The 24,294-nt window shown below is 38.6% G+C and carries 23 protein-coding genes and 1 pseudogene; 3 read left to right on the forward strand and 21 right to left on the reverse strand.

Going from position 1 to position 24,294, the window contains the following annotated elements:
• Positions 1-183: 183 nt before the first annotated feature.
• The 12 genes from mtaB to gpr all read right to left on the reverse strand — a co-directional run bounded on the left by mtaB (position 184) and on the right by gpr (position 14,499).
• Positions 184-1,536 carry a tRNA (N(6)-L-threonylcarbamoyladenosine(37)-C(2))-methylthiotransferase MtaB gene (mtaB, locus tag AN957_RS19630; protein WP_056685749.1) on the reverse strand — a complete coding sequence of 451 codons (1,353 nt, stop codon included), beginning with the start codon at positions 1,534-1,536 and terminating at the stop codon, positions 184-186.
• A 6-nt stretch (positions 1,537-1,542) separates the two neighbouring features.
• A complete protein-coding gene (locus AN957_RS19635) occupies positions 1,543-2,292 on the reverse strand; it encodes a 16S rRNA (uracil(1498)-N(3))-methyltransferase (protein WP_056685752.1) in 750 nt (249 codons plus the stop codon).
• Between the two features lie 72 nt (positions 2,293-2,364).
• Positions 2,365-3,303: a 50S ribosomal protein L11 methyltransferase gene (gene prmA, locus AN957_RS19640; RefSeq protein WP_053477592.1), complete on the reverse strand. Its 939-nt coding sequence runs from the start codon at positions 3,301-3,303 to the stop codon at positions 2,365-2,367.
• Between the two features lie 21 nt (positions 3,304-3,324).
• Complete coding sequence (dnaJ, locus tag AN957_RS19645) at positions 3,325-4,446, reverse strand: molecular chaperone DnaJ (protein WP_053477068.1); 1,122 nt, start codon at positions 4,444-4,446, stop codon at positions 3,325-3,327.
• A 185-nt stretch (positions 4,447-4,631) separates the two neighbouring features.
• Complete coding sequence (gene dnaK, locus AN957_RS19650; RefSeq protein WP_053477069.1) at positions 4,632-6,464, reverse strand: molecular chaperone DnaK; 1,833 nt, start codon at positions 6,462-6,464, stop codon at positions 4,632-4,634.
• Positions 6,465-6,490: 26 nt separating this feature from the next.
• Positions 6,491-7,093: a nucleotide exchange factor GrpE gene (gene grpE / locus AN957_RS19655; RefSeq protein ID WP_056685755.1), complete on the reverse strand. Its 603-nt coding sequence runs from the start codon at positions 7,091-7,093 to the stop codon at positions 6,491-6,493.
• A gap of 111 nt (positions 7,094-7,204) precedes the next feature.
• Positions 7,205-8,236 (reverse strand): heat-inducible transcriptional repressor HrcA, encoded by a 1,032-nt coding sequence (gene hrcA, locus AN957_RS19660; RefSeq protein WP_056685758.1) that lies wholly within the window; start codon positions 8,234-8,236, stop codon positions 7,205-7,207.
• A 164-nt stretch (positions 8,237-8,400) separates the two neighbouring features.
• Positions 8,401-9,534: a radical SAM family heme chaperone HemW gene (hemW, locus tag AN957_RS19665; protein WP_056685761.1), complete on the reverse strand. Its 1,134-nt coding sequence runs from the start codon at positions 9,532-9,534 to the stop codon at positions 8,401-8,403.
• Positions 9,535-9,622: 88 nt separating this feature from the next.
• On the reverse strand, positions 9,623-11,458 hold the full coding sequence (lepA, locus tag AN957_RS19670) for a translation elongation factor 4 (RefSeq protein WP_056687245.1): 1,836 nt from the start codon (positions 11,456-11,458) through the stop codon (positions 9,623-9,625).
• 229 nt (positions 11,459-11,687) lie between these two features.
• Positions 11,688-12,032 (reverse strand): YqxA family protein, encoded by a 345-nt coding sequence (locus AN957_RS19675; protein ID WP_056685764.1) that lies wholly within the window; start codon positions 12,030-12,032, stop codon positions 11,688-11,690.
• 19 nt (positions 12,033-12,051) lie between these two features.
• Positions 12,052-13,251 (reverse strand): stage II sporulation protein P, encoded by a 1,200-nt coding sequence (gene spoIIP, locus AN957_RS19680; RefSeq protein ID WP_056685767.1) that lies wholly within the window; start codon positions 13,249-13,251, stop codon positions 12,052-12,054.
• 123 nt (positions 13,252-13,374) lie between these two features.
• The gene (gene gpr, locus AN957_RS19685) at positions 13,375-14,499 is read right to left on the reverse strand and encodes a GPR endopeptidase (protein ID WP_056685770.1); all 1,125 of its coding nucleotides are present in this window, start codon (positions 14,497-14,499) and stop codon (positions 13,375-13,377) included.
• Positions 14,500-14,770: 271 nt separating this feature from the next.
• On the opposite strand from gpr, the gene rpsT reads away from it, so the two are divergent.
• Positions 14,771-15,037: a 30S ribosomal protein S20 gene (gene rpsT / locus AN957_RS19690; RefSeq protein WP_053477077.1), complete on the forward strand. Its 267-nt coding sequence runs from the start codon at positions 14,771-14,773 to the stop codon at positions 15,035-15,037.
• 241 nt (positions 15,038-15,278) lie between these two features.
• On the opposite strand, the gene holA is transcribed toward rpsT, so the two are convergent.
• A complete protein-coding gene (gene holA, locus AN957_RS19695; RefSeq protein WP_053477078.1) occupies positions 15,279-16,310 on the reverse strand; it encodes a DNA polymerase III subunit delta in 1,032 nt (343 codons plus the stop codon).
• 500 nt (positions 16,311-16,810) lie between these two features.
• Between holA and AN957_RS27065 the strand changes: the two genes are divergently transcribed.
• Positions 16,811-16,945 (forward strand): YqzM family protein, encoded by a 135-nt coding sequence (locus AN957_RS27065; protein ID WP_075209192.1) that lies wholly within the window; start codon positions 16,811-16,813, stop codon positions 16,943-16,945.
• Positions 16,946-17,145: 200 nt separating this feature from the next.
• Here AN957_RS27065 and AN957_RS19700 read toward each other — a convergent pair whose 3' ends face one another.
• From AN957_RS19700 to AN957_RS19710, 3 genes and pseudogenes are all read right to left on the reverse strand, one after another.
• Positions 17,146-19,470 carry a DNA internalization-related competence protein ComEC/Rec2 gene (locus AN957_RS19700; RefSeq protein WP_056685773.1) on the reverse strand — a complete coding sequence of 775 codons (2,325 nt, stop codon included), beginning with the start codon at positions 19,468-19,470 and terminating at the stop codon, positions 17,146-17,148.
• Between the two features lie 93 nt (positions 19,471-19,563).
• Positions 19,564-20,016: pseudogene (locus tag AN957_RS19705) on the reverse strand (ComE operon protein 2); the annotation flags it as partial.
• A gap of 97 nt (positions 20,017-20,113) precedes the next feature.
• Positions 20,114-20,734: a helix-hairpin-helix domain-containing protein gene (locus tag AN957_RS19710; RefSeq protein WP_056685776.1), complete on the reverse strand. Its 621-nt coding sequence runs from the start codon at positions 20,732-20,734 to the stop codon at positions 20,114-20,116.
• Positions 20,735-20,821: 87 nt separating this feature from the next.
• Between AN957_RS19710 and comER the strand changes: the two genes are divergently transcribed.
• Positions 20,822-21,646, forward strand: a complete 825-nt coding sequence (comER, locus tag AN957_RS19715; protein ID WP_053477081.1) for a late competence protein ComER — start codon at positions 20,822-20,824, stop codon at positions 21,644-21,646.
• A gap of 93 nt (positions 21,647-21,739) precedes the next feature.
• Here comER and AN957_RS19720 read toward each other — a convergent pair whose 3' ends face one another.
• From AN957_RS19720 to yhbY, 5 genes are read right to left on the reverse strand one after another with little or no spacing between them, the layout of a single operon-like run.
• The gene (locus tag AN957_RS19720) at positions 21,740-22,486 is read right to left on the reverse strand and encodes a class I SAM-dependent DNA methyltransferase (protein ID WP_056685779.1); all 747 of its coding nucleotides are present in this window, start codon (positions 22,484-22,486) and stop codon (positions 21,740-21,742) included.
• Entirely contained in the window at positions 22,483-22,839 is a 357-nt protein-coding gene (gene rsfS, locus AN957_RS19725; protein WP_056685782.1) for a ribosome silencing factor, read from the reverse strand. Before rsfS ends, AN957_RS19720 begins: the two co-directional genes overlap by 4 nt.
• A gap of 4 nt (positions 22,840-22,843) precedes the next feature.
• Positions 22,844-23,410: a bis(5'-nucleosyl)-tetraphosphatase (symmetrical) YqeK gene (gene yqeK, locus AN957_RS19730; RefSeq protein WP_056685785.1), complete on the reverse strand. Its 567-nt coding sequence runs from the start codon at positions 23,408-23,410 to the stop codon at positions 22,844-22,846.
• Positions 23,400-23,969 (reverse strand): nicotinate-nucleotide adenylyltransferase, encoded by a 570-nt coding sequence (locus tag AN957_RS19735; protein WP_056685788.1) that lies wholly within the window; start codon positions 23,967-23,969, stop codon positions 23,400-23,402. Before AN957_RS19735 ends, yqeK begins: the two co-directional genes overlap by 11 nt.
• A gap of 23 nt (positions 23,970-23,992) precedes the next feature.
• Positions 23,993-24,289, reverse strand: coding sequence for a ribosome assembly RNA-binding protein YhbY (yhbY, locus tag AN957_RS19740; RefSeq protein ID WP_053477086.1), 297 nt, complete (start codon positions 24,287-24,289; stop codon positions 23,993-23,995).
• Positions 24,290-24,294: the final 5 nt, after the last annotated feature.

Here is a 24,294-nt window from a genome sequence, read left to right on the forward strand (position 1 = left end):
CACTGATAGCTTTTCCAAATTCATTAATCCCATTAAATCGAAATGCGAAGGCTTATGATCTCGAGGTCAGCAAAAGCGCGACGTCCTGTTGCATGTCGACACTAGTACGTCCTGTACGTCGGGGCTAGGAGCCGCAGCTAAACAAAAAGGAACTACCTACGTGGTAATTCCTTAATCTAGTATTTAAACTGCAGCTTCTTCCTGTTCTTCCAGCTGGTCAAGGATCCTTACAAATTCTCCTTCATTGTATGGGTAGCCCGCTTTTTTAATTTTCACCTTAACAATTCGGCCTACCATTTCCTCAGTTGCAGGGAAAACAACTTTTAGATAATTATCTGTATAGCCCACATATAGACCTGTTGTCGGTTCATCCTTATATTCTTCCTCAGGAATAACTTCAAGTACTTCGCCATCAAATTGAGAAGCGTATTCCTTTGCGAGCTGATCAGATAAAGAAATTAGACGGTGAACCCGATCATTTTTTACTTCTTCATCTACTTGGTCTTCCATTCTCGCTGCTGGCGTACCTGTACGTTTAGAATATGGGAAAACATGCAGTTCAGAGAATTTATGCTCTTTAATAAAATGATATGTTTCCATAAATTCTTCTTCTGTTTCTCCAGGAAAACCTACAATCACATCAGAAGTTATAGCTAAACCTGGAAGCACTTCTTTCAAACGCTCCAAACGTTCGCCGAAAAATTCCATCGTATATTTACGGCGCATTCTTTTTAATACTGTATTAGAACCAGATTGAATTGGAATATGAAGATGTCTAACAATCATTGTTGATTCCTTGATTGCTTCAATCACTTCATCTGTAATTTGACTTGCTTCAATCGAAGAAATACGGATTCGCTTTAATCCCTTTACTTGTGCTTCCATATCACGAAGCAGCATGGCAAGATTATAATCCTTCATGTCTTCCCCATATCCGCCAGTATGAATACCTGTTAGCACGATTTCTTTATATCCTGCATCAACTAGCTGCTGCGCTTGACGGATAACCTCTTTCGGATCTCTAGATCTCATTAGCCCGCGCGCCCATGGAATAATACAAAATGTACAGAAATTGTTGCATCCCTCTTGGATTTTTAAAGATGCACGTGTCCGGTCCGTAAATGCCGGGACATCAAGCTCTTCGTAAACACGGTTTTTCATAATATTGCCAACTCCGTTAATTGGCTGGCGTTCTTCTTTATATTGTTTAATATAATCAAGCATCTTCACGCGGTCTTGTGTTCCAACTACAATATCCACTCCAGGGATAGCCATAATCTCTGCAGGTGAGGTTTGAGCATAGCAGCCTGTTACACAAATAACGGCATCTGGATTTTTTCTTATAGCCCTGCGAATTACCTGGCGGCTTTTTTTATCGCCAGTATTTGTAACGGTGCAAGTGTTGATGATATAAACATCTGACATTGATTCAAAATCAACCCGGTCATAGCCTTCTTCTTTAAAAAGCTGCCAAATCGCTTCTGTTTCGTAATGGTTTACCTTACAACCAAGTGTATGAAATGCAACTGTAGGCATATAAATTCACTCCATTAATTCAAAATGATAGGAAACAGCTGAAAGTGCATATAGTGGAGCTGTTTCAGTTCTTAAAATCCTTGGACCAAGTCCACAAGAACAGAATCCGTGTTCCCTTAAGCTAGAAACTTCTTGCTCAGTTAAACCACCTTCAGGTCCGAAAACAAACAATAATGTTTGGCCTTTTTCCATTTCAGCCAATATTTTTGAAAGGACAGAAGCCTCTCCTTGTTTCGCTTCTTCTTCAAAAGCTATTAATTTATAGTCAAAGTCCTCACTTATTTTTATTAAGGATTTTATATTTATAGGACTTTTTACCTTTGGAAGAATTGTTCGATGGGATTGTTCGGCTGCTTCTTTCGCAATCTTTTGCCACCGTTCCAACTTTTTTTCAGCCTTTTTCTCATCCCATTTTACAACTGAGCGCGCTGAAATAAAAGGGATAAACTGAAAAGCGCCAAGCTCGGTCCCTTTTTGAATAATCCATTCGAGCTTATCCCCTTTAGGTAGTCCACTCACAATTGTTACTTCAATTGGAAGTTCTGATGTCCCACTGATCCATTGTACAACTTCTGTTATTACTTGTTCATCGGTAATTTCTGCAATTGCACAGACAGCGCTTTTATTTAAAGGAGTCACACAAATAATCTGATCCCCTTCCTTCATCCGCATCACCCGAGCAATATGATGATAGTCATCACCTGCAATGGTAAAACGGGTTTCATCAGCAGATTGATTGACAAAATAACGCTGCATTCCGGCACCTTCCTTCATTTAGATAAATAACGTATAAAAAGGAGGACAATATCAAGTCCCCCTTTTTTACTATTACTTTCTTCTTCCGATGATTGCTACCCAATCCTCCATTTGCAGTGTTTCTGCAATTTCAAAACCCGCTTCAATCATTGCTTCCTTTACTTCTTGTTTTTTCGGTTGAATGATTCCAGAAGCGATGAAATAGCCATCTTGTTTAACAACGGAAGAGACATCATTAGTAAAGCGGAGAATAACCTCAGCCAAAATATTGGCTACAACAATATCAGCACCAGGCTCTACCCCATCAAGCAAATTATTTTGCTTCACATCTACTACATGATGGACTTTGTTCAATTCGATATTCAGCTTTGCTGAGTTTACAGCCACTTCATCAAGATCAAGCGCAGTTACTTTATCAGCACTAAGCATTGCTGCAGCAATGCTTAATACGCCTGAACCAGTACCAACATCGACGACCTTATCTCCTGCTTTAACCGTTCGTTCTAATGCTTGGATACACATCACTGTTGTTGGATGTGTTCCAGTTCCGAACGCCATGCCAGGGTCAAGTTCAATAATTAGTTCATCGCTTGATACAGGTGTATAATCTTCCCAAGTTGGAACAATTGTAAACCGTTCAGAAATTTTCACTGGATGATAATATTTCTTCCACGCTGTTGCCCATTCTTCTTCATTTACTTCACTAATGCTAACATCATTTTTTCCAATATCAATATTATATAAAACGAGATTATTAATCGCTTCTTTTATTTCTTCTACATTCTCAGCGAGAAAACTATTTTCAGGTAAATAGGCTTTCACGATTACTCCTTCTTCAGGATAGTCGTCTGGATTAAGCTGGTAGATTTCGCCGAACTGATCTCTTCTCTCTTTAATAAGCTCGAATGGATCCTCAATAACAACACCACTTGCTCCGGCCTCATGTAAAATATTCGAAATCGGCTCCACTGCCTCATTTGTTGTATGAATACTGATTTCTGACCATTTCACTTCTACCAACTCCATTTCCCTTTATTCACCCTTAAATGCTCGTTTCACCTTCGCAAAAAAGCTTTCTTCTTGCTCTCCCTGCGGAACCTGTCCACTAACCTCTGCAAAATCATGAAGCAGCTGCTTTTGTTTTTCTGTCAGCTTCGTAGGCGTAATCACACGGACAATAATATGCTGATCTCCCTTGCCATAGCCTCTTACATTTTGTATTCCTTTATCCTTTAGGCGGAACTTTGTTCCTGTTTGCGTACCAGCTGGTACCTTAAGCTTCACTTTTCCGTAAAGAGTCGGTACTTCCACTTCATCTCCTAATGCCGCTTGAACAAATGTTATCGGCATTTCACAGTAAACATCATCGCCATCACGCTCAAAGAACTCATGTGAACGAACATGGAACACAACATATAAATCGCCTGAAGGTCCGCCATTTATACCAGGTTCACCTTGTCCAGATACTCGCAGCTGCTGACCATCGTCAATCCCAGCTGGAATTTTAACCTGAATCTTTTTGCGTTTTTTCACCTTGCCTGCTCCGCCACATGTCGAGCACTTATGTTTAATTTGTTTCCCTGTTCCACTACAGTGGTGACACACGCGGCGATTGACAATTTTTCCAAATGGTGTGTTTTGTTCTACATTTAGCTGTCCTGACCCATGGCAATGTCCGCATGTTTCAGGTTTTGTTCCTGGTTTTGCCCCTGATCCGTTACATGTTTCACATGTTTCTTCACGAGGAATTTCAATCTCCGTCTCTTTCCCAAATACAGCATCCTCAAATGAGAGAGTCATTGTATATTGCAAGTCAGCCCCTTGTCGAGGTGCATTAGGGTCACGACGTCTGGAACCGCCGCCGCCAAAGAATGAACTGAAAATATCTTCAAAGCCGCCGAAGCCTTCAAATCCGCCGCCGCCAAAGCCTTGATTCGGATCTGTATGGCCAAACTGATCGTAATGAGCCTTTTTCTGATCATCACTTAACACTTCGTAGGCTTCTTTTACTTCTTTAAATTTTTCATCTGCATCCGGTTCTTTATTAATATCCGGATGATACTTTTTGGATAGCTTTCGATAAGCCTTTTTTATTTCATCCTTGGATGCGCTTTTGCTGACACCAAGGACTTCATAGTAATCCCTTTTGTCCATGAGATTTACACTCCCCGAATCATTTCACATAAAGATTATTTTATCATTGTCTGTTTTAATTGTGCAACTATAGAATGTTACTGCCCTATGATTTCCAAACTGAATACTCGCTTTAACATCGACCAAAAATAAAAGCCAAAGCCAAGATATCCTGACTTTGACTTTTAAAGAATAAAGGTCTTAACTTATTTATCGTCGTTAACCTCTTCGAATTCTGCGTCAACTACATTGTCATCATTGCTTTTTCCTGCTTGACCTTCTGCTCCTTGTGCTGCCTGAGCCTGCTGTGCCGCTTGTTCATATAGCTTCATTGTCAAAGCTTGAACGATTTCTTGTAAAGCATCTTTCTTCGCTTTAATTTCCTCTAATTCATTCTTTTCAATCGCTGCTTTTAAAGCATCCTTCGCTTCGTTTGCTTTTGCGACTTCCGCTTCATCCACTTTTCCTTCAAGATCCTTCAATGTCTTTTCAGTCGTGAATACAAGCTGATCTGCTTCATTGCGAAGCTCTACTTCTTCCTTGCGCTTCTTATCAGCTTCCGCATTTTCTTCTGCTTCTCTTACCATTTTATCGATTTCTTCATCCGATAAGCCAGTTGAAGATTTAATTGTAATGGTTTGCTCTTTATTTGTTCCTAGATCTTTCGCACGTACATTTACAATTCCGTTTTTATCGATATCAAAAGAAACCTCAATTTGCGGAATACCTCGTGGTGCTGGAGGAATATCACCAAGCTGGAAGCGACCTAATGTCTTGTTGTCGGCAGCCATTGGACGTTCGCCTTGCAACACGTGAATATCAACAGCAGATTGGTTATCAGCAGCAGTTGAGAATACTTGTGATTTTGATGTTGGAATGGTTGTATTACGATCGATTAGTTTCGTGAATACTCCACCCATTGTTTCGATACCAAGTGAAAGCGGTGTTACATCTAGTAGAACAACATCTTTCACATCGCCAGTGATTACTCCACCTTGAATAGCTGCACCCATTGCAACTACTTCATCAGGGTTAACCCCTTTATGAGGCTCTTTTCCTGTTGCTTTTTTGATTGCTTCTTGAACAGCAGGAATACGAGTAGATCCACCAACAAGAATCACTCGATCAATTTCAGAAGCTGATAGGCCAGCATCGCTTAATGCTTGACGAGTTGGTCCCATTGTACGTTCTACCAAATGGGAAGAAAGCTCATCGAATTTTGCTCTTGATAAAGAAACTTCAAGATGTAGCGGTCCTGCTTCACCAGCTGTAATAAACGGCAAGGAAATTTGCGTTGTTGTTACACCAGAAAGATCTTTTTTCGCCTTTTCAGCTGCATCTTTTAATCGTTGTACAGCCATCTTGTCTTTAGAAAGATCAATGCCATTTTCCTTTTTAAATTGTTCAACTAAATAATCGATGATTACTTGGTCAAAGTCGTCTCCCCCAAGGCGGTTATCACCTGCAGTAGATTTTACTTCAAACACTCCATCCCCTAATTCAAGAATGGAAACGTCAAACGTTCCGCCACCAAGGTCATATACAAGAATCGTTTGGTCTTCATCCGTTTTATCCATACCATATGCTAATGCAGCAGCTGTTGGTTCATTAATGATACGTTCTACTTCAAGTCCAGCAATTTTACCTGCATCCTTTGTTGCTTGACGTTCTGCATCGTTAAAGTATGCTGGAACAGTAATAACTGCTTTTTCCACTTTTTCACCAAGATATTCTTCAGCATATGATTTTAAATACTGAAGAATGATGGCAGAAACTTCTTGTGGTGAATACTCTTTTCCTTCAACTTCTACCTTGTAGTCTGTTCCCATGTGACGTTTAACAGACATAATTGTATTTGGATTGGTAATCGATTGACGTTTAGCAACTTCCCCAACTTGGCGTTCACCATTTTTAAATGCTACAACTGAAGGAGTTGTACGATTGCCTTCTGGATTAGGAATTACTTTTGCTTCTCCACCCTCTAAAACAGAGACACATGAGTTTGTTGTACCTAAATCTATACCGATGATTTTGCTCATACTAGTTACCTCCCGCGAATATGTAATTACTGATTTACTTTTACCATGCTTGGACGAATGACTCTGTCCTTCAGGATATATCCTTTTTGAAACTCTTCTACAACATGATTAGAATCAAAGCCTTCTTCATTCACTTGCATGACTGCTTGGTGAATATGCGGATCGAATTCTTTCCCTACAGCTTCAATTGGTTCAGCACCTTCATTTTTTAAAGCCTCCAGCAAACTGCGGTAAACCATTTCCATTCCTTGTAAAATAGATTTAGCTTGTTCCTCATCAGCTTCCATTTGAAGAGCTCTCTCAAAATTGTCTATTGCTGGCAATAGATTGATGATTAAACTTTGTGCTCTATATTTTTCAGACGCTTCAAGATCCAATCGTGCACGGCGTCTGCTATTTTCAAAATCAGCCTGAAGACGATAATAGCGATTTTCCGCCTCTTCTAGCTTTGCTTCTAATTCTGCTGTTTTTTCTTGCGCTGCCTTTAACTGGTCCTCAATTGAAATTTCTTCATTGACTTCAGGTGAAGCAGTTTTTGTTTCAACAGCTTCAGCAGTATTTTCATTCGTTTCTACCGCTTCTGTTTCTTCAGTTGCCTCTTCATTTAGAATATCTTTTTCCTCTGCCAACTTGTTCACCTCCCCTAAAGTATTTACAGGTTGATTATTTTACTATTTTCAGCCGCAAAAAAACATAAGCAAGGGATGGAAAATCCCCACCCATCGCTGCTATTTACATGGTTAATTGCCTTGATACAGCTTAGTCAGAACAGCTGTTAAATCACGGCTTATATAGTCCAGTAAACTAATTACTCGTGAATATTCCATTCTTGTAGGTCCTAATATAGAAATGGACCCGAGCTGCTCTGTTCCTATTGAGTAGGTAGCAGTAATCAAACTGCAATTTTCCATTGCCGTATTATTATTCTCACGACCAATTTTTATGTTGATGCCAGATTGATTTTTACGAATAAGCTCATATATACTGTCTTCCTGTTCAATCATCGTCATAAGGCTTTTAATCTTCTCAAAATCATGAAATTCTGGCTGACTTAACATATTGGTTTTTCCGCCAAAAAATAATTTTTCATGGGACGGGATAAGCAGTGTATCAGCAATAGAATGCAGAATGAAATCATAATTATTTATATGCTGCCTTAACATAAGGGCAACTTCTTTATAAATTTTATCATTTAAACTTTCAATGGATGAGCCTGCTAAACGGTCATTTAAAATATTTGCTAATTTCTCTAGCTCCCCTAAATCCATCGTTTCTGGCAATTGGAACATACGATTCTGCACATGACCTGAATCAGTCACAATGATTGCCACTGCCGTTTGTTTATTAATAGGGATGATTTGAATTTTCTTCAATTTATTTTCCCTAACTGCAGGTCCTAACGCAATCGCTGTGTAGTTCGTTAATTCAGAAAGGATTCTGGCTGAATTTTGGACGATTTTCTCCAGTTCGTAAATTCTCTCTGCAAAGATCGATTTCACTTTATAAACGTCTTCCTGGTCAAGCTTTTGCGGTGCCAGCAAATGGTCTACATAGTATCGATAGCCCTTGTCTGATGGAATTCTTCCTGAAGATGTGTGTGTCTTTTCAATAAAGCCTAGCTCTTCTAAATCAGACATTTCATTGCGTATCGTTGCAGAACTAAAAGAAATCTCTTCTTTTTTCGACAAGCTTCTAGATCCAACTGGCTGTGCCGATTGAATAAAGTCATCAATAATAACCTGAAGTATCAATAATTGCCTATCGGTCAACACGGTTATCACCTCTGTTAGCACTCATTAATAGCGAGTGCTAATTCTAATAATAAATTATCAAATGACAGGGGTTGTGTCAATTCATTTACCTTGATTTTCACATTTAATGCGCAAACACAATATAAAGAAAATTTTGCTGAATCCTGCCGTTATATAGCAGCCGGCTACTTTAAAAATGACTGGAAAACCTCGTTGCCTAAGAGGCGTCCCTTTTTCGTCAAACATATTTGCTGATCTGTCACTTGAATTAAGTCTCTTTCGATGAGTGTTTTTAATTCAATTTCAAATAAAGATAAGGGATTTTCAGCAAATTTCTCTTTAAACCGTAAAATGGAAACCCCGGCTGTTTTCCGTAACCCTAAGAACATTTCTTCTTCCATCTGCTCCACCTTTGTTACTAGATGCTTTTCGAGAATAGGCAAGCTGCGATCATTTACCGAATCCATATATTTTTTTAATGGACCATGATTAGAAATTCGGCTGCCATTAACATAGCTATGTGCCCCTGCACCAAATCCGTAGTACCATTCATTATTCCAATAAGTTAAATTATGTTTGCTTTCACAACCAGGTTTTGAGAAATTACTGATTTCGTATTGTTCGAATCCACGCTTGACCATTTCTTCCATCAACACTTCATACATTTCCGCTTCTACATCCTCGCCAGGTGATAGAAGCTGACCTTTACGCATCAAATTATAAAAAACAGTTTTTGGTTCAATGATTAAGGAATAACCAGAGTAGTGTTGGATATCTAGACGAAAAGAGGTTTCCAGTGTTTCTTTAAAATCGGAAAGCGTTTGTCCAGGCAAACTGTAAATAAGATCAATGCTTATGTTTTTAAAACCAGTTTTTTTGGCTGAGTCTATCGATTGAAAAACATCTTTAGCACGATGAACTCTTCCAATCCGCTTTAATAGCTCCTCATTAAAAGTCTGAACGCCAAAGCTAATTCTATTCACTCCAGCATGATATAAAATCTGTAGTTTTTCTTCGAAAAGATCCCCAGGATTTGCCTCAAAAGTGAATTCTGTTTCATCGCTATAAGGGAGATGGGTCTTAATGATTTGGCAAAGTTTTTCGAGCTGCTGCTCATTTAATGCTGTCGGCGTGCCGCCGCCAATGAAAATGGTTTCTAAATGTTTGGTTGGTGTTTCATTTAGCGTCATCTTGATTTCTCTTTCAAGTGACTCAAGGTACTCATCAACAGGCTGTCCCTTAAGAAATACTTTATTAAAATCACAATAGTGGCAAATATGCTCACAAAAGGGAATATGAATGTATGCTGCTTTAATCATTTTTTCACTACCTTTATTAAAATAAAAAAGAGGCTGATCTGCTTTATTAAAAAAGCATATCCAACCTCCCTTTACAATGCAATTATCTTTACTTCTTCGAGCCGTTATCGTCCATTTTTAGGACTGCCATGAATGCTTCTTGCGGAACTTCAACAGATCCAACTTGCTTCATCCGTTTTTTCCCTTCCTTTTGCTTTTCTAAAAGCTTTCTTTTCCGGGAAATGTCACCGCCATAACATTTAGCTAGAACGTTTTTGCGCATCGCTTTAATGGTTGAACGAGCAACAATTTTCTGACCGATCGCTGCTTGAATGGGAACCTCAAATTGCTGACGAGGAATCAGATCCTTTAGCTTATCAACAATCACCTTTCCACGCTCATAAGCAAAGTCCTTATGAACGATAAAGCTTAGAGCATCTACTTTTTCCGCATTTAAAAGAATATCCATCTTAACAAGCTTGGATGGCTTGTAGCCAATTAATTCATAGTCGAAAGAAGCGTATCCTTTTGTATTTGATTTCAGCTGATCAAAGAAATCATAGACAATTTCAGATAATGGAATTTCATAAATAATATTTACACGAGTTTCATCCATGTATTGCATATCAATGAAAATTCCGCGCTTTGCCTGACAAAGTTCCATAATCGCACCAACATAGTCATTCGGCGCCATCATTGTTGCTTTTACATATGGTTCTTCCACACGGTCAATCTTTTGCGGGTCAGGCATATTTGAAGGATTATCAACTTTCAATTGTGAGCCATCTGTCATGATAACATCATAAATTACACTTGGCGCTGTCGTGATTAAATCAATTTTAAATTCACGTTCAATCCGCTCTTGAATAATTTCCATATGAAGCAATCCAAGGAATCCGCAACGGAAGCCAAAGCCCAATGCCTGTGATGTTTCTGGTTCAAATTGCAAAGCCGAATCATTTAACTCCAGCTTCTCAAGTGCTTCACGCAAATCATTAAACTTTGCACTATCAATTGGATAAAGTCCGCAGTATACCATTGGGTTTAATTTTCGATAACCAGGCAACGCTTCTGTTGCACCATTTTTCGCGTTCGTAATTGTATCCCCTACACGCGTATCCCCAACATTTTTAATGGATGCCGTTAGGAAACCAACATCACCAACAGTCAATTCATCTTGTACCTGTGCTTTCGGTGAAAATACGCCGACTTCAACTACTTCAAATTCTTTCCCTGTTGCCATCATTCTTATTTTGTCTCCGGCTTTAACTGTCCCTTCAACTACACGAATATAGGCAACTACCCCTCGATACGCATCAAAGAGAGAATCAAATATGAGAGCCTTTAATGGCGCGTCAGGATCACCTGTTGGAGCAGGAACCTTTTCGACCACTTGTTCTAATATTTCTTCGATTCCAATTCCAGCTTTCGCAGAAGCAAGAACCGCTTCAGAAGCATCGAGTCCGATTACTTCTTCAATTTCATTTCTTACTCGTTCTGGATCTGCACTCGGCAGATCAATTTTGTTAATGATTGGAAGAATCTCCAAATCGTTATCAAGTGCCAAATAAACATTGGCAAGCGTCTGTGCTTCAATCCCTTGAGCTGCATCAACTACTAAGATTGCCCCCTCACAGGCAGCTAAGCTCCGGGAAACCTCATAAGTAAAGTCGACATGCCCAGGTGTATCAATCAAATGGAAAATATACGTTTCTCCATCTTTTGCTTTATATTTTAATTGAACGGAATTTAATTTAATCGTAATTCCGCGTTCTCTCTCTAAATCCATCGAATCTAATAGCTGATCCTTCATTTCACGTGAAGACAATGCATTCGTTTTTTCAAGAATGCGGTCAGCTAAAGTTGATTTCCCATGATCAATATGAGCAATGATGGAAAAATTCCGTATTTTTGCTTGTCTCTTTAATCTTTCTTCTCTGTTCATTGTTTTTCTTTTCACTCCTACTAAGAAAAGCACCAGGTTCATCTCACAATACCTGGGGCTAGACATCCGTCTAACTTCAAAAAAGCTATTCTTTTACATTTTATCGAACATGCACTATTTTTTGATTATAGCAGTACGTTTATGAAGATTCAATGCTAAACAGTAAGAGAAAGTTTTACGGTAATTGGTGTTTAGCCAAAAGAAAAACGACTGCTCGAAAATGCAGCCGCTACTCTCCATTTATTAAATTGGTTATATGGTGAATCGTTTTTTCCGTTGCCTCTGATATCCCTTCCGAAAGTGACTTGCCTAAGGATGAAAAGAAATTATAAGCTTTCATTTCCTCAAGCTTCTCTTTTTTCCGCTGCAAGTCATGGCTGGAAATATCATTCCCAAGGATAGAAGCTTGGAGCTCCCCTCCTTCATTTTCATTTACAGCAAATGGATCCTTGAAATTTGCATCATCATAGCCTTTCATATTGTGGATGCCTTCATTTGCAAGCTGCATGCCAAATAACACCGCAATAAACATAAGTGAGATAAGGAAAAATGCTTTCACCATAAACCACTTCATAACAAATCACCTATCAATTTTATTTTTTATCTGTTTGTCCTTGTACCGGCTGATTGACCTTTTCAGCTTGCCAATAAAAATCACTGAAGACATCTGCTAACGCTCCTGCAGAAAGGTATAGCTCTTCAAAGGTATTGTCCACCCCGCCGAATTCGATAAGCATAGCGTTTTCGGATAGATCTTGATTATATTTGGCATTTCCTTCAGACTTTACAATTACAGCTCTGCTTAACCCTGGATATTTTTCGTTAATCAGCTTATGCAATTTCTCAGCAAGCTGCAGGTTTTTTTCATAATTCGCGTGTTTCTTTCCTATGACAAATGCGAGTTTAGCATAATTTTCCCCATTAATTGTGAGTGTTGTATGTTCTTTTCTTTTTGCATCTCGATGGATATCAATAATATATTGTATATCCTTGTTCCCAGCCATTGCCTCCTGAACAACAGGTCTAGATTCGCGATAAGATGCACCGTATCCAAGTTCCTTTTTATTTAAGATGGCATTAATATCCGTTTTATCAACGGAAGTACCAATCCCTCGACTTTCAAGTTCTTCCTTCAGTTTATCCCCAATTTTTGTCACATTTAATTGGGAATGGTACGCTCTATTTGGATCTGTCTCTCCTTTTAAATACGGCAAATAGGATTCACGATTATGCGAAAAGTAAAGATGAACAACTTTTCTTTCTCCTGTTGTTAACCCAGAATCCGGAACTTGATTTCCTTCACCCGGCTGATCAATATTTTCCGTATTCTGCAAGGTCGCTTCTTGCTCTGCCCTCAGCACCTCAAGAGGAGGGGTAGACTCCATTGGCATATTCGTATAGTCGGTCCCTTCACTTGCTACAACAATCTTACTATCATATAAAGAAAAAGAAGGCAGCTCTCTTCCTAATAAACTTCGCGGATCATCTAAATTAATATTCGTTGATAGCTTAAAAACAAAGTTCATTAAAGTCGGCTTGTCTTTCTCTTCCCCTAATCCTTGCAATAGATGGTGATTCTCCCAACCAAGCAAGTGATAGAGCATTTCTCCTGTCACTTTATTCGTTGCCGTATTTACAGACGAAGAACTGATTCGAAATTCAGGCTTTAACGACGTAAGTACACCACTAATTGAAAAGATTAATAATAGAAATAGGAGAAAACCTCCACAGATTTTTAATAAGCTTGTCCCTTGTACAAAAACAATAAACCCATTGGGTTTCAAAGGTTTCATCGTTCCACCTCTCTTTAAGCAAGTCTAGTAATTCATATGACATTGCTAGAGAAGATAGAACTCAAAACATTAATATAGTTATTTTTTCACAACAGGGGACAAGGGACCTTACCCTTTGTCTCGTTATCTTGTATAAAAACCTGCATTTTCCTGTTTTACGTTGCTGTGCAGCGCTGCATTTAGTCCATTGGCAATTAGATTTGCCATGTCTTCTATAAACACATCTACTTCTTTTGGCGTTACCATTAGGTTATGCCCAATCGGAGAAAGCACTTCATAAATTAATTTCCGCTTTTCATCTTCAGGCAGTGTTCCTATCATGCCTAAAAATGTCTTTCGATGCTCTTCCTCCGGCAAATCTTCCTCTGTGAGCTTTTTTCTTTTTCCAAAGGTCATACCAGCAGGAGCCAATGCTCTTGAAGGTCTGTCCCCTTCTTTCAATTCCTTTCCAAAATGCTTCAAAATAAAATCTATCGTATCGCTAGTAATAGAAACTGCATCTACCACAGTTGGCACACCGATTGCTACAACTGGAATTCCTAATGTTTCCTTGCTTATTTCTTTTCGTTTATTTCCAACTCCTGAACCAGGATGAATTCCTGTATCTGAAATTTGGATCGTTGAGTTCACACGCTCAATGGATCTTGATGCCAATGCATCGATCGCAATGACAAAATTTGGCTTCGTCTTTTCAACAATGCCAAAGATGATATCACTCGTTTCAATACCAGTTAACCCCATAACTCCAGGAGCAATCGCACTAACTGGGCGATACCCTTCCTCCACACTTTCTGGCTGCAGCTGATAAAGATGACGGGTGACGAGCAAGTTTTCACAAACCTGTGGTCCTAGAGCGTCGGGTGTCACATTCCAATTCCCTAAGCCTACAACTAAACATGACGCATCGTCCCTTATTCCAAGCTGCTTTAAAAACTGAGAAAATTCCTCAGCAAATATCTTTGCTACCTTTTGCTGCATAACTGTATCCTGCTGACGAATTCCTACAGCCTCCAAGGTTAAATATCTTCCCTCTTTTTTCCCAATCGCTGCTGCCCCTTTTTTTGTTACCTCGACAAAGGAAATCTTTATATCTTCCTCTTCTTTTTCTTTAATAATAACTCCTTCAATTTGTGAAAGATCTTCCTGATCATGTACATGCTTTTGCTGATCTGCGATGGCCATTTCCCGTGCTTCAATTGCAAGATCAGTTCTAATAGCATATTTACTCAAATCCAATTGTTCCAAGATGTTCCCCTCGCATTCTTCTCTTTAGTCGTCAAATGACATGACTTTCTTCTATCCTTTCCTTCTAGATGGAAAAACATTCATTTAATGGCAGGCAATTCTTTCACTTCTTTTCCCTCATTTAAAGTCTTCAACTTATCAAAATAGACGAAGAGTATTGCAAAAGAACGGAGTGTTTGATAAAATATCACTTGTTCTTAATATTTGATTGTTAATGAATGATGTGAAAGTCGAGTTAATATAATCTCGATGCTTTTTGTAGGAGGTGAATGGAATGCCAAACATTAAATCTGCTATTAAGCGTGTGAAAACAAGTGAAGCGCGTAACGCTCATAACGCAACTGTTAAATCTTCTATGCGTACAGCTGTTAAAAAGGTTGAAGCTGCAATCGTTACTAACGATGCTGCTGCTGCAAAGAATACTTTTGCTGAAGCTGCTCGTAAGCTAGATAAAGCTGCTGCAAAAGGTCTAATCCACAAAAATGCTGCTGCTCGTAAAAAATCTCGTTTAACAAAAAAAATGAACGCTTTAAACGCATAAGTTTAAAGAATAACGGCTATCTTTCATGGATAGCCTTTTATTTTACACGAAAAGCGGAAGCGCCTTGATCATCTCCGTACAAACGCAGAAGGGCCGGTTCTTTCGATAAAGGAAACACGAAGAGCGATAGCGTATTCGATGTTGACTTATCGCAGGGAGGGGACCTGAAGTTTGATAGGCGATAGGCGCTGTAGCTAGACACTACTTTAAAAAAGGCAGCCTAAGATTTAACTTAGGCTGCCTATTTTTTATAAGCTTGATCATGTAATCGAAATAAGAACATCTCAATTAGCATTACTTTATTCATTCCACCCGTTTTCATTTGATAATCCGCTTCAGCTAATAAATTTATAATATGAGCAAGCTCTTCATCAGCAAAAAGTCTGGCCTGTCCAGCAGCAAGCTTAATTCGAAATGGATGAATCTTTAAATGACCAGCAATTTGCTGTTGACCGTATCCTCTTCGTGCAAGCTCTTTCACTTGATAAATGAGTCTAAATTGACCTGTAATTAGCGACAGGATTTTAATAGGTTCTTCATTCTGTTTCAATAAATCATAATAGATTCTTAATGCCCCTTCTACTTGTCTGTTCACTATTTTGTCAATTAAGGAAAAGATATTTTGCTCTAATGACCGGGCAACAAGCATTTCTACCGTTCCTTCATCAATTTTTGAGCCTGAACCAATGTATAGTGCGAGCTTGTCCACCTCACTAGTGAGTGTAAATAAATTTGTACCTGCCAGTGTAAGCAGCATTTCCGTCGCCTTATCATCTATTTCTACTCCATTTAAAGCAGTCCGGTCCCTAATCCAAGCCTTCAATTCAGCCTCACTCAGCTTTTTCGCCTCTAATATCGCAGCACTTCTCTTGATTTCCTTTGTCACTTTTTTCCGTTCATCTAACTTTTCATATGGGGCAGTAAAGACAACAATGGAATAAGGAGAAGGTTCTTTCAGATAGGCTTCAAGCTTTGTCAGGTTATGTTCTACTTTCTCTTTTGTTTTAACAGAAGTAAGAAAAACTGGGTTTTGCAAAAAAATCAATCTTTTTTCTCCCATAAATGGAAACGTTTCGGCATCCTCTAGCGCCACATCAATCGGGGTTTCCTCTAAATCATAAGAGGATAGATTAAAATCAATCTCCTCCTCATTTAATAAATGGCTGATTAGCAGCTGTTTCGTCTCATTAATAAGAAAGGCTTCCGGACCATATAATAAATATAATGAAGAAAATTTCCTTGCTTTAATTTGTTTCCAAAGATCAAAAATCACTAGCCTTCGCTCCGTTCACATTTTGGATTACCTATTATTATCCTAATGAAGCTTGAAGCGTTTGACAAGTAATTAGAAAAGCGAAAGCGCCTTGGTCATCGCCGTACAAACTGGAGGGGTTCCGACTGAGATATAGGAAACACGGTGAGCGATAACGAACCGATGTTGACTTATCGTAGGGAGGAGACCCGAAGTTTGATAGGCGATAGGCGCTGTAGCTAGACAATTCTTCAATCCCAAAGTTATAAATTCTGATAATATAAAAAAATATAAAAGGAATTGACACATCATAAAAATGTCAATTCCTCCATCTATATAGAACGTCAAAACAAGAGGCCTAGGATACTCCTGTCCTGACGGTGCACCAATGTAATACTATTCTTTCCTCACAATCTTTACTTATTTGTGACAACTCTTGTCACAAGTGGAAATACGGCGAGGAACGCTAGATTTTTTCATTCTAATGCCTTATACTATATAGGAAATAGGAGGGGTAGACTGTGAACGAATTTGAAAAAGACGTCCAATATAAGCAGAATGATGCCATTGACTCTGGAATTGGATTCATCGTATCTTTCGGCTTCTTCGCAACTGTGTTTATTATTGCAACAGTCATTAAAGTAATCGGATCTTAATGACTACATAGAAAGAACTGCGGAAGGTGCGGGTTATCGGCGACAAGTATAAGATGAGCCGGCAGAAAGGTCATTCTGTAACCTTTTTGACGATTGGCTTAGGACAAAGAGCCGATAGCACCTGAAGCTAGACTGTATAAGGATTTTTGAGAGGCTGCGTTTGCAGCCTCTTTTCATTTGTTCAGCTGATTTATATTATCTTATGGATGTACCGCAGAAAAGGTTCCAGTTTCACCTTTAAAAAAATAGGTAATTGCCCCATGCTGATCTGTTCGTAAAATTATTATCTTTCGTTCATTCAAATTCGTTAACACTTCTTCGGCTGGATGACCATAACGGTTATTTTTCCCTGCCGAAATGATAGCAATCTTCGGTTCGAGCTGATCAAGAAATGATTCTGTTGTTGAAGATTTACTGCCGTGATGACCAGCCTTTAGCACATCAATTTTTAGTTTATCGTAATCATTTATTAATTGCTTTTCTCCTTCTTCTTCTAAATCACCTGTAAAAAGCCATCTAAGCCCGCCGATTTTTACAAAGAGAACAGTTGAACCATTGTTACGCTCTACCTCCACTCCAGCTTGCGGTGAAACGACATGAAAAATAGTTTCTCCTCCTTTCCAGCTATCACCTGCACTTACAAAATCCCACGGAATTCTAAGCTTTTTTGCCATTGTTAGCAATTCTTTTTCAAGCTCAGATTGCTCTTGAGTTTTTGGCAAAATGATTTCTTTTACATGGAGCTCTTTCAATACGGATAAAGCACCACCGATATGATCGGCATCCCCATGCGTAATAATAAGCTTATCAATTGTTGCGATTCCCCTACTTTTTAGAAATGGAACGACAACCTCTTTTCCAACCTCAAATTCCTTCTTTCTTATTTTCCATTCCTCACTATTGAATTGAATGGTCCCTCCTGTATCAATTAAGTAAGTTCCTCTTCCAAAAGGCAGTTTGATTAAGATGCTGTCGCCTTGTCCAACATCAATAAAAGTAATTTCTCCGTATGGGGATAAGGCATTTCCCAACAAATGAATGCACATGATACTAAGTGGAAGAAGCAAAGCTTGCACAAAACGTTTGGCTCCTTTTATCCGCTCCCATAATGAGAAAAACGACGGAATGCTCCATAAATACAAGAACATGACAAACATAGAGGGTCTGCCAAAAGTAAGCATAGCAAAGGGAACAAGGGATAGCTGACGTGCGAGGTCATTCATTCCCATGATGAGCAAATTTAATGGCTGAATTAGGACCCCTATCGTTGTTCCGAGCAGCAAATGAAGAAGAAATAAAAGAAAGATGGCCGGCAATATAATCAATGAAAATAACGGAATATAGATCGCGTTGGCTACGATAGAAATAAGGGAAACTTCATAAAAGTAATAAAGCATGATAGGAACTGCTGCTAATTGACAAATCATCGATGTTGCAAGCAGAAGGGGGATAGCCTGGTGGAATCTTTTTAAGAGGATTGGCGCAGAAAGTATGAGAGCAAAGCTTACACTGAATGAAAGCTGGAACCCTACATCATAAATGACATACGGGGTAAGAAAAGTATACACGAGAAAAACAATGCTAATAATATCGATTGTATTTATAGCGTGTATGCTCCATTTTCTCAAGGATAAGAAGAGAACCATCATGGATACAGCACGAATTACTGAAGGGGCTGCACCTGTCAGTAATGCATAACAAGGTAAAAAAAGTAATAATCCGATTGTCATTCGTTCTCTTGTTATCCCGATGCGAATTCCTAAATAGTAAATCATTCCTGCCAGCATACCGACATGAAGACCTGAGATTGCCAATAAATGCACAATACCAAGTTTCTCATATGTTTCTAATACATTGGTGTCAATATAATCCCGTTCCCCAAAGAGGAGAGCGATTGCTAATGGAGCTGATTCGCTTGGAAAATGGTCCTGTACATATTGAATGCCATTTTCCCTAACATACTGGAAGAAGGAGAAGGGGGTTTTCTTTTGAGAGGTACATTGAGACATATTTACTTGATCCGCTTTTAAAATCCAAAAAATTTGATTTCTTCGTAAATACTCCTTGTAGTTAAAGGCATTTACATTTGTTGCCGTACTTGGTTCTGAAAGGGTGCCTGTTACCTTACAAGCTATCCCTGTTTTTAGATTTTCAACAATCCATTTTTTCTCTTTTTCTGATTTTATTTGATAGGAAATAACGATTTTTTCTTTACGAATCAGTTCTTTACTAACGGCTGACAGACGGTCTCCATCTACTTTTATATCCTTCTGAAACAAAATATAAAAATTAGTCTCATTAGCTGCAAATTCTGTATTATTTGCCTTTTCAACTAGTTCACTCCTTATTAGAAAAAAGAAAAAAATTATACTAATAATGAAAAGATTTTTTTTCGAAAAACCCTTTATTTTACATAGAAATAGAAGCAGAAAAAAGAACACCATGATAAAGACAACAAAATGGACAAAAGCTGCTAGAATACCGGCGAGTGCGGTGGCAGTGAAATAAATCCAGCTTCCTTTCACATCTACGATTCTCCTTTTTCCTCAAGAGGTCTTGTGAGAACCATCATCCAAGGCGATGATCCCCACTATTATTATTCTCTACTTATCGCTTCCTTGTGAATGAAATTCGATTGAGATCTCATTTCCTTCTACTTGTTCGACCTTTACCCCTGCCATTTCAAAAAGATTCATTGCATATGGATGATTTTTATAATCCTTTGAATAGAACACGGTTTTAATTCCTGCTTGAATAATTGCTTTACAGCATTGAAGGCAAGGAAAATGCGTGACATATAAATCTGCTCCACTTGTTGGTACCCCAAACTTCGCACATTGAAGAATTGCATTCATTTCCGCGTGGATTGTTCGGACACAATGGTTATCAATCACATAGCATCCTTCATCGATACAATGCTCCCCACCAGCTATGGAACCATTGTATCCGCCAGCTATGATTCTCTTATCTCTTACGATCGTTGCTCCAACAGATAACCTTGTACATGTGCTTCTTAATGCAAGCAGATGACTTTGAGCAATAAAATACTGATTCCAAGATATTCTTTCCATTTCATCCCACTCTCCCATTTCTCTTTCGACAAATTCTCGTAAAATTCCACCTTACCATCAAGTGTAAGCCCCTATGAAAAATGGGTCAATGGATTCTTCATTTTACTTTTATTTGCTCTTTTAATTTTTCAAAGCTTTTTTCTCCAATTCCACTAATTAACTTCAAATCTTCTATTACTTTAAATGGACCATTTTTTTCCCGATAATCGATAATAGCAGCTGCCTTTGCTGGTCCTATGCCAGTTAATGTTTGCAGTTCGGTGTCATCTGCCGTATTAATATTTACCTTCCCATCTTTTTGATCGGTTCCTCCCATCACTGTCATCATCCCGCCTTCCTGCTCCATCTCCTCTCCTATTTCAGGGACATAAATAACCATTTCATCCTCTACTCGTGTAGCAAAATTAATCTTCGCCTCATCTGCTGATTCCTTCAATCCGCCAGCCATATTAATCATGTCAATCACTCGATCTTCATTTTCAGCTTCATACACACCTGGGTTATTTACAGCACCTTTCACATCGACAATGACAATTACTTCTTCTTCGTGTTCCACTATATTTTCGTTTACAGTCCTTTCACTAGTTAGCCATTCCTCCTCATTATCAAGTACATTACTTTCTTCTGATGCTGGTTCAAGTAAAAAATAAGCTCCTGCAAGGATAATAAAAATTCCACCTAATACAACAAGTTTATTGGTTTTTATCCATTCAATCATCTATACCATCCTTTCTTTTTTTAGCATAAACTGCATGGGAATTTCATATCGTATATGAGTAAGTTTGCTTGTGAAGGGGGGATGAGCATGAACGTTGGAATCATTGGTACAGGGAATATGGGGAGAATATTGGCAGAAGCATTACTTGATGGAAAAGCCGTTTCCCCTTTATCCATGGCGATTACAAATCGAACAATCTCAAAAGCAGCAGAAATAAAGAAAATATACGAGGAAATTTATGTAGGAGAAAACGGAAGAGATGTGGCGGAACGCTCTTCACTTATCTTTGTTTGCGTGAAGCCTCATGATGTTCATAGCGTGATTAAAGAGATTTCACCTTTCCTAACGAAGGAAAAATGTATTGTTTCTATTACTAGTCCGATAAGTGTCAAACAATTAGAATCCATTGCCGATTGTTCTGTTGCTAGAGTCATTCCTAGTATTACGAATCGGGCCCTAACCGGCGTTTCATTACTATCGTTTGGTGAATGCAGTGATTATTGGAAAAAACAAATACACAGTTTGTTTGATCGGATTTCAAAACCGATCGAAATTGAAGAGAACATTACCCGGGTAGCCTCTGATATCGTGAGCTGTGGACCAGCATTTTTTAGCTATTTAACACAGCGTTTTATTCTTGCAGCAGTAAAAGAGACAGAAATCGACCAAGACACAGCAACAACACTTGCTGAGGAAATGCTGATGGGAATGGGAGAACTAATGAAAAAAGGCTTTTATACGTTGCCAACGTTGCAGGAAAAGGTATGTGTAAAAGGAGGAATTACGGGTGAAGGAATTAAGGTGCTCGAAAATGAACTAGGGGATATATTCGAGCATGTTTTTCAGGCAACCCATGCAAAATTTAAAGAAGATCTTGAACAAGTAAAAAAACACTACACCATTCAGTCATAATATTCTACAAACATCGACTCAATCCTTCTTATTTTTAAAATAAATTAGAAAAGGCAAGATAGCTCTTTAAGCTGACCTTGCCTTTTTTCTGAACTATACTTTCCGGCAAATAAAGAAAATCCGTTCTGAATGTGTTTGCGGAGACACTGCTTCAAAGTCAGCAGTCACTTCAAGTACTTCAAACCCAGTCTCCTTAAGCCAATTCACATACACATCAATTGGAAACGTTCGCTGGAAATGAAGTTCATCATAGCGCTCATATTGACCTGACCCTTGATCAAGAACAAAGAAACTTAAATCATGCTCCACACTGTTCGGATGCTCCCCCTGATAGCTATGCCAAATATAGCTGATCTCTTCATCATTTAATGCAAAAGTCTGATTCATAAATATTTGCATAATCTTATGGATCGAATGAACATCAAAGATAAAGAGCCCATTGTCATCCAAATGCTCATGGACACGCGAAAAAGTATCAAAAACCTCTTGCTCTGACTGCAGATAATTTAGAGAATCGCAAAAAATACCGATTACATCGAATCGACCAAGCCCTTCAAGTTCAGCCATGTTTTGCTGGTAAAATTGCACGTTCATTGCCTTGTCTGCAGCCTTTCCTTGAGCAACCATCAGCATATCCTCAGAAAGGTCAACGCCAGTCACTTCAAAGCCTTCTTCAGCAAATTTAATGGAGAGCTCTCCTGTTCCGCAAGCAAGGTCAAGGAGCTTTTTTCCATTAGTATTATATTTACTTACATGATCCTTTACGAGTTCCACCCATTTATCATAGGGGACATCCTTCATTAATTCATCGTAAAGATAAGCAAACTTTCCATAGGTCATTGGTTAAGCTCGCTCTGAAAACTTTCAATCGGCGCATCGCCCCATAGGCGTTCTAAATTATAATAGCCTCTTTCATCTCGATGGAATATATGGGCAACAACATCGCCAAAATCAACAAGAATCCATCTTGCTTCATCAAAGCCTTCCATTCTCTTAACAAAATAGCCTAATTCCTCAGCCTTCTCCTTCATTTCCTTGGCGATTGCTTGAACCTGCTTGTCGGAATTTCCGTGGCAAATAAGAAAATAATCTGCAATTAGAGAAATTCCTTTCATATTTAATGCAACTATTTGTTCTGCTCTTTTGTCATCCGCTGCCTTTACAGTGGTTAATAATAAATCTCTTTCACTCATTCAATCAATCCTCCGAATTCATAATTAGGTCATTATATGTGTGAAATGTTGCCGGAAAAACCGGCTGACCCTTTTTCATTAAAAAAAATATCGTATTTGAAATGGATTTTTTTAATGCATCATTCAAGCTTTTCTCAGCTAATTCCCTTACTTCTTCTACACCTGGAAAATGCCTGCCTGGTTCAATATAATCAGCTAAATAAATAACCTTCTCTAATAAAGTCATTCCTACTCTGCCAGAGGTATGAAATCTGATTGCATCCAGTATTTCCTCATCTTCAATCCCTGCTTCTTTATGAACAAGAAAAGCTCCTACTGGAGCATGCCAAAGTTCACTATTGAATTGCAGGAGTCTGGCATCCATCTTCTGATCCATAATGATTTGTTTCATTTCCTCTTTCGGGCGAAACTTGGCATAATCATGAAAAATCGCAGCAAGCTCCGCTTTCTTTTCATTCGCGCCATATTTTTTCGCAAGTATAATCGCTGTTTCCATGACACCAATTGTATGGTTATAGCGATGTTCTGTTAATTGTTCCTTCACTTTTAATAAGGCAAGGTTACGCTCCATATAAATGATTCTCCTTAATATATCTCCTTACTGTTTCGGGAACAAGATAACATATCGTTTTATTTTCCTTTAAACGGCCGCGGATAAAACTGGATGAAATACCCATTTCAGGTACTTCCGCGTAAAGAATGGGATATAGGCTTTCATGGCGATAAGAAGGTCTTCTAACACCGATAAATTGAACAATATCAACTAGCTGATTAATATTTTTCCATTTTGGCAAATACTCAATCATATCTGCACCAATAATAAAATAGAATTGGTTATCTGGATGGTCTTCCTTAAGGATTTTCATTGTATCAAACGTATATGAAGGTCCTTTTCTTTCTAACTCAATCAATTCAATTTTAAAATGAGGATGCCCTTCAGTAGCCAACTTGAGCATATTCACCCGATCTTCATCTTTAACTGCATTTGTCTTTTTTTTATGCGGAGGCTCTTGATTAGGCATAAACCATATTTCATTTAACTTATGCGCATGCAAAACTTCATTTGCAATAATTAAATGGCCGAGATGCGGCGGATCAAAAGTGCCTCCCAATATGCCGATTTTCTTCAAGTGCTCTCCTCCTGCTCCCTCTGTTACCTCTTAGGTAAAACGATTTGTTTATTTTCTCTCGATTGTTTATAGAGGACAATGATGTTCCCTATAATTTGTACAAGCTCCGCTCTTGTTCCTTTTGCTAATTGTTCTGCAACTGTATGCTTGTCCTCATCACAGTTTTGCAAAATACTAATTTTCATAAGCTCACGCGCTTCTAGCGCTTCACTAATTTGTTTAATCATATTATCATTGACCCCGCCTTTACCGACTTGAAAAATCGGGTTCAGGCTGTGAGCCATTGAGCGTAAAAAACGCTTTTGTTTTCCTGTTAACATTTTCC

Origin of the sequence: Cytobacillus solani (genome assembly GCF_001420595.1) — a bacterium.
GTDB classification, from domain to species: domain Bacteria; phylum Bacillota; class Bacilli; order Bacillales; family Cytobacillaceae; genus Cytobacillus; species Cytobacillus solani.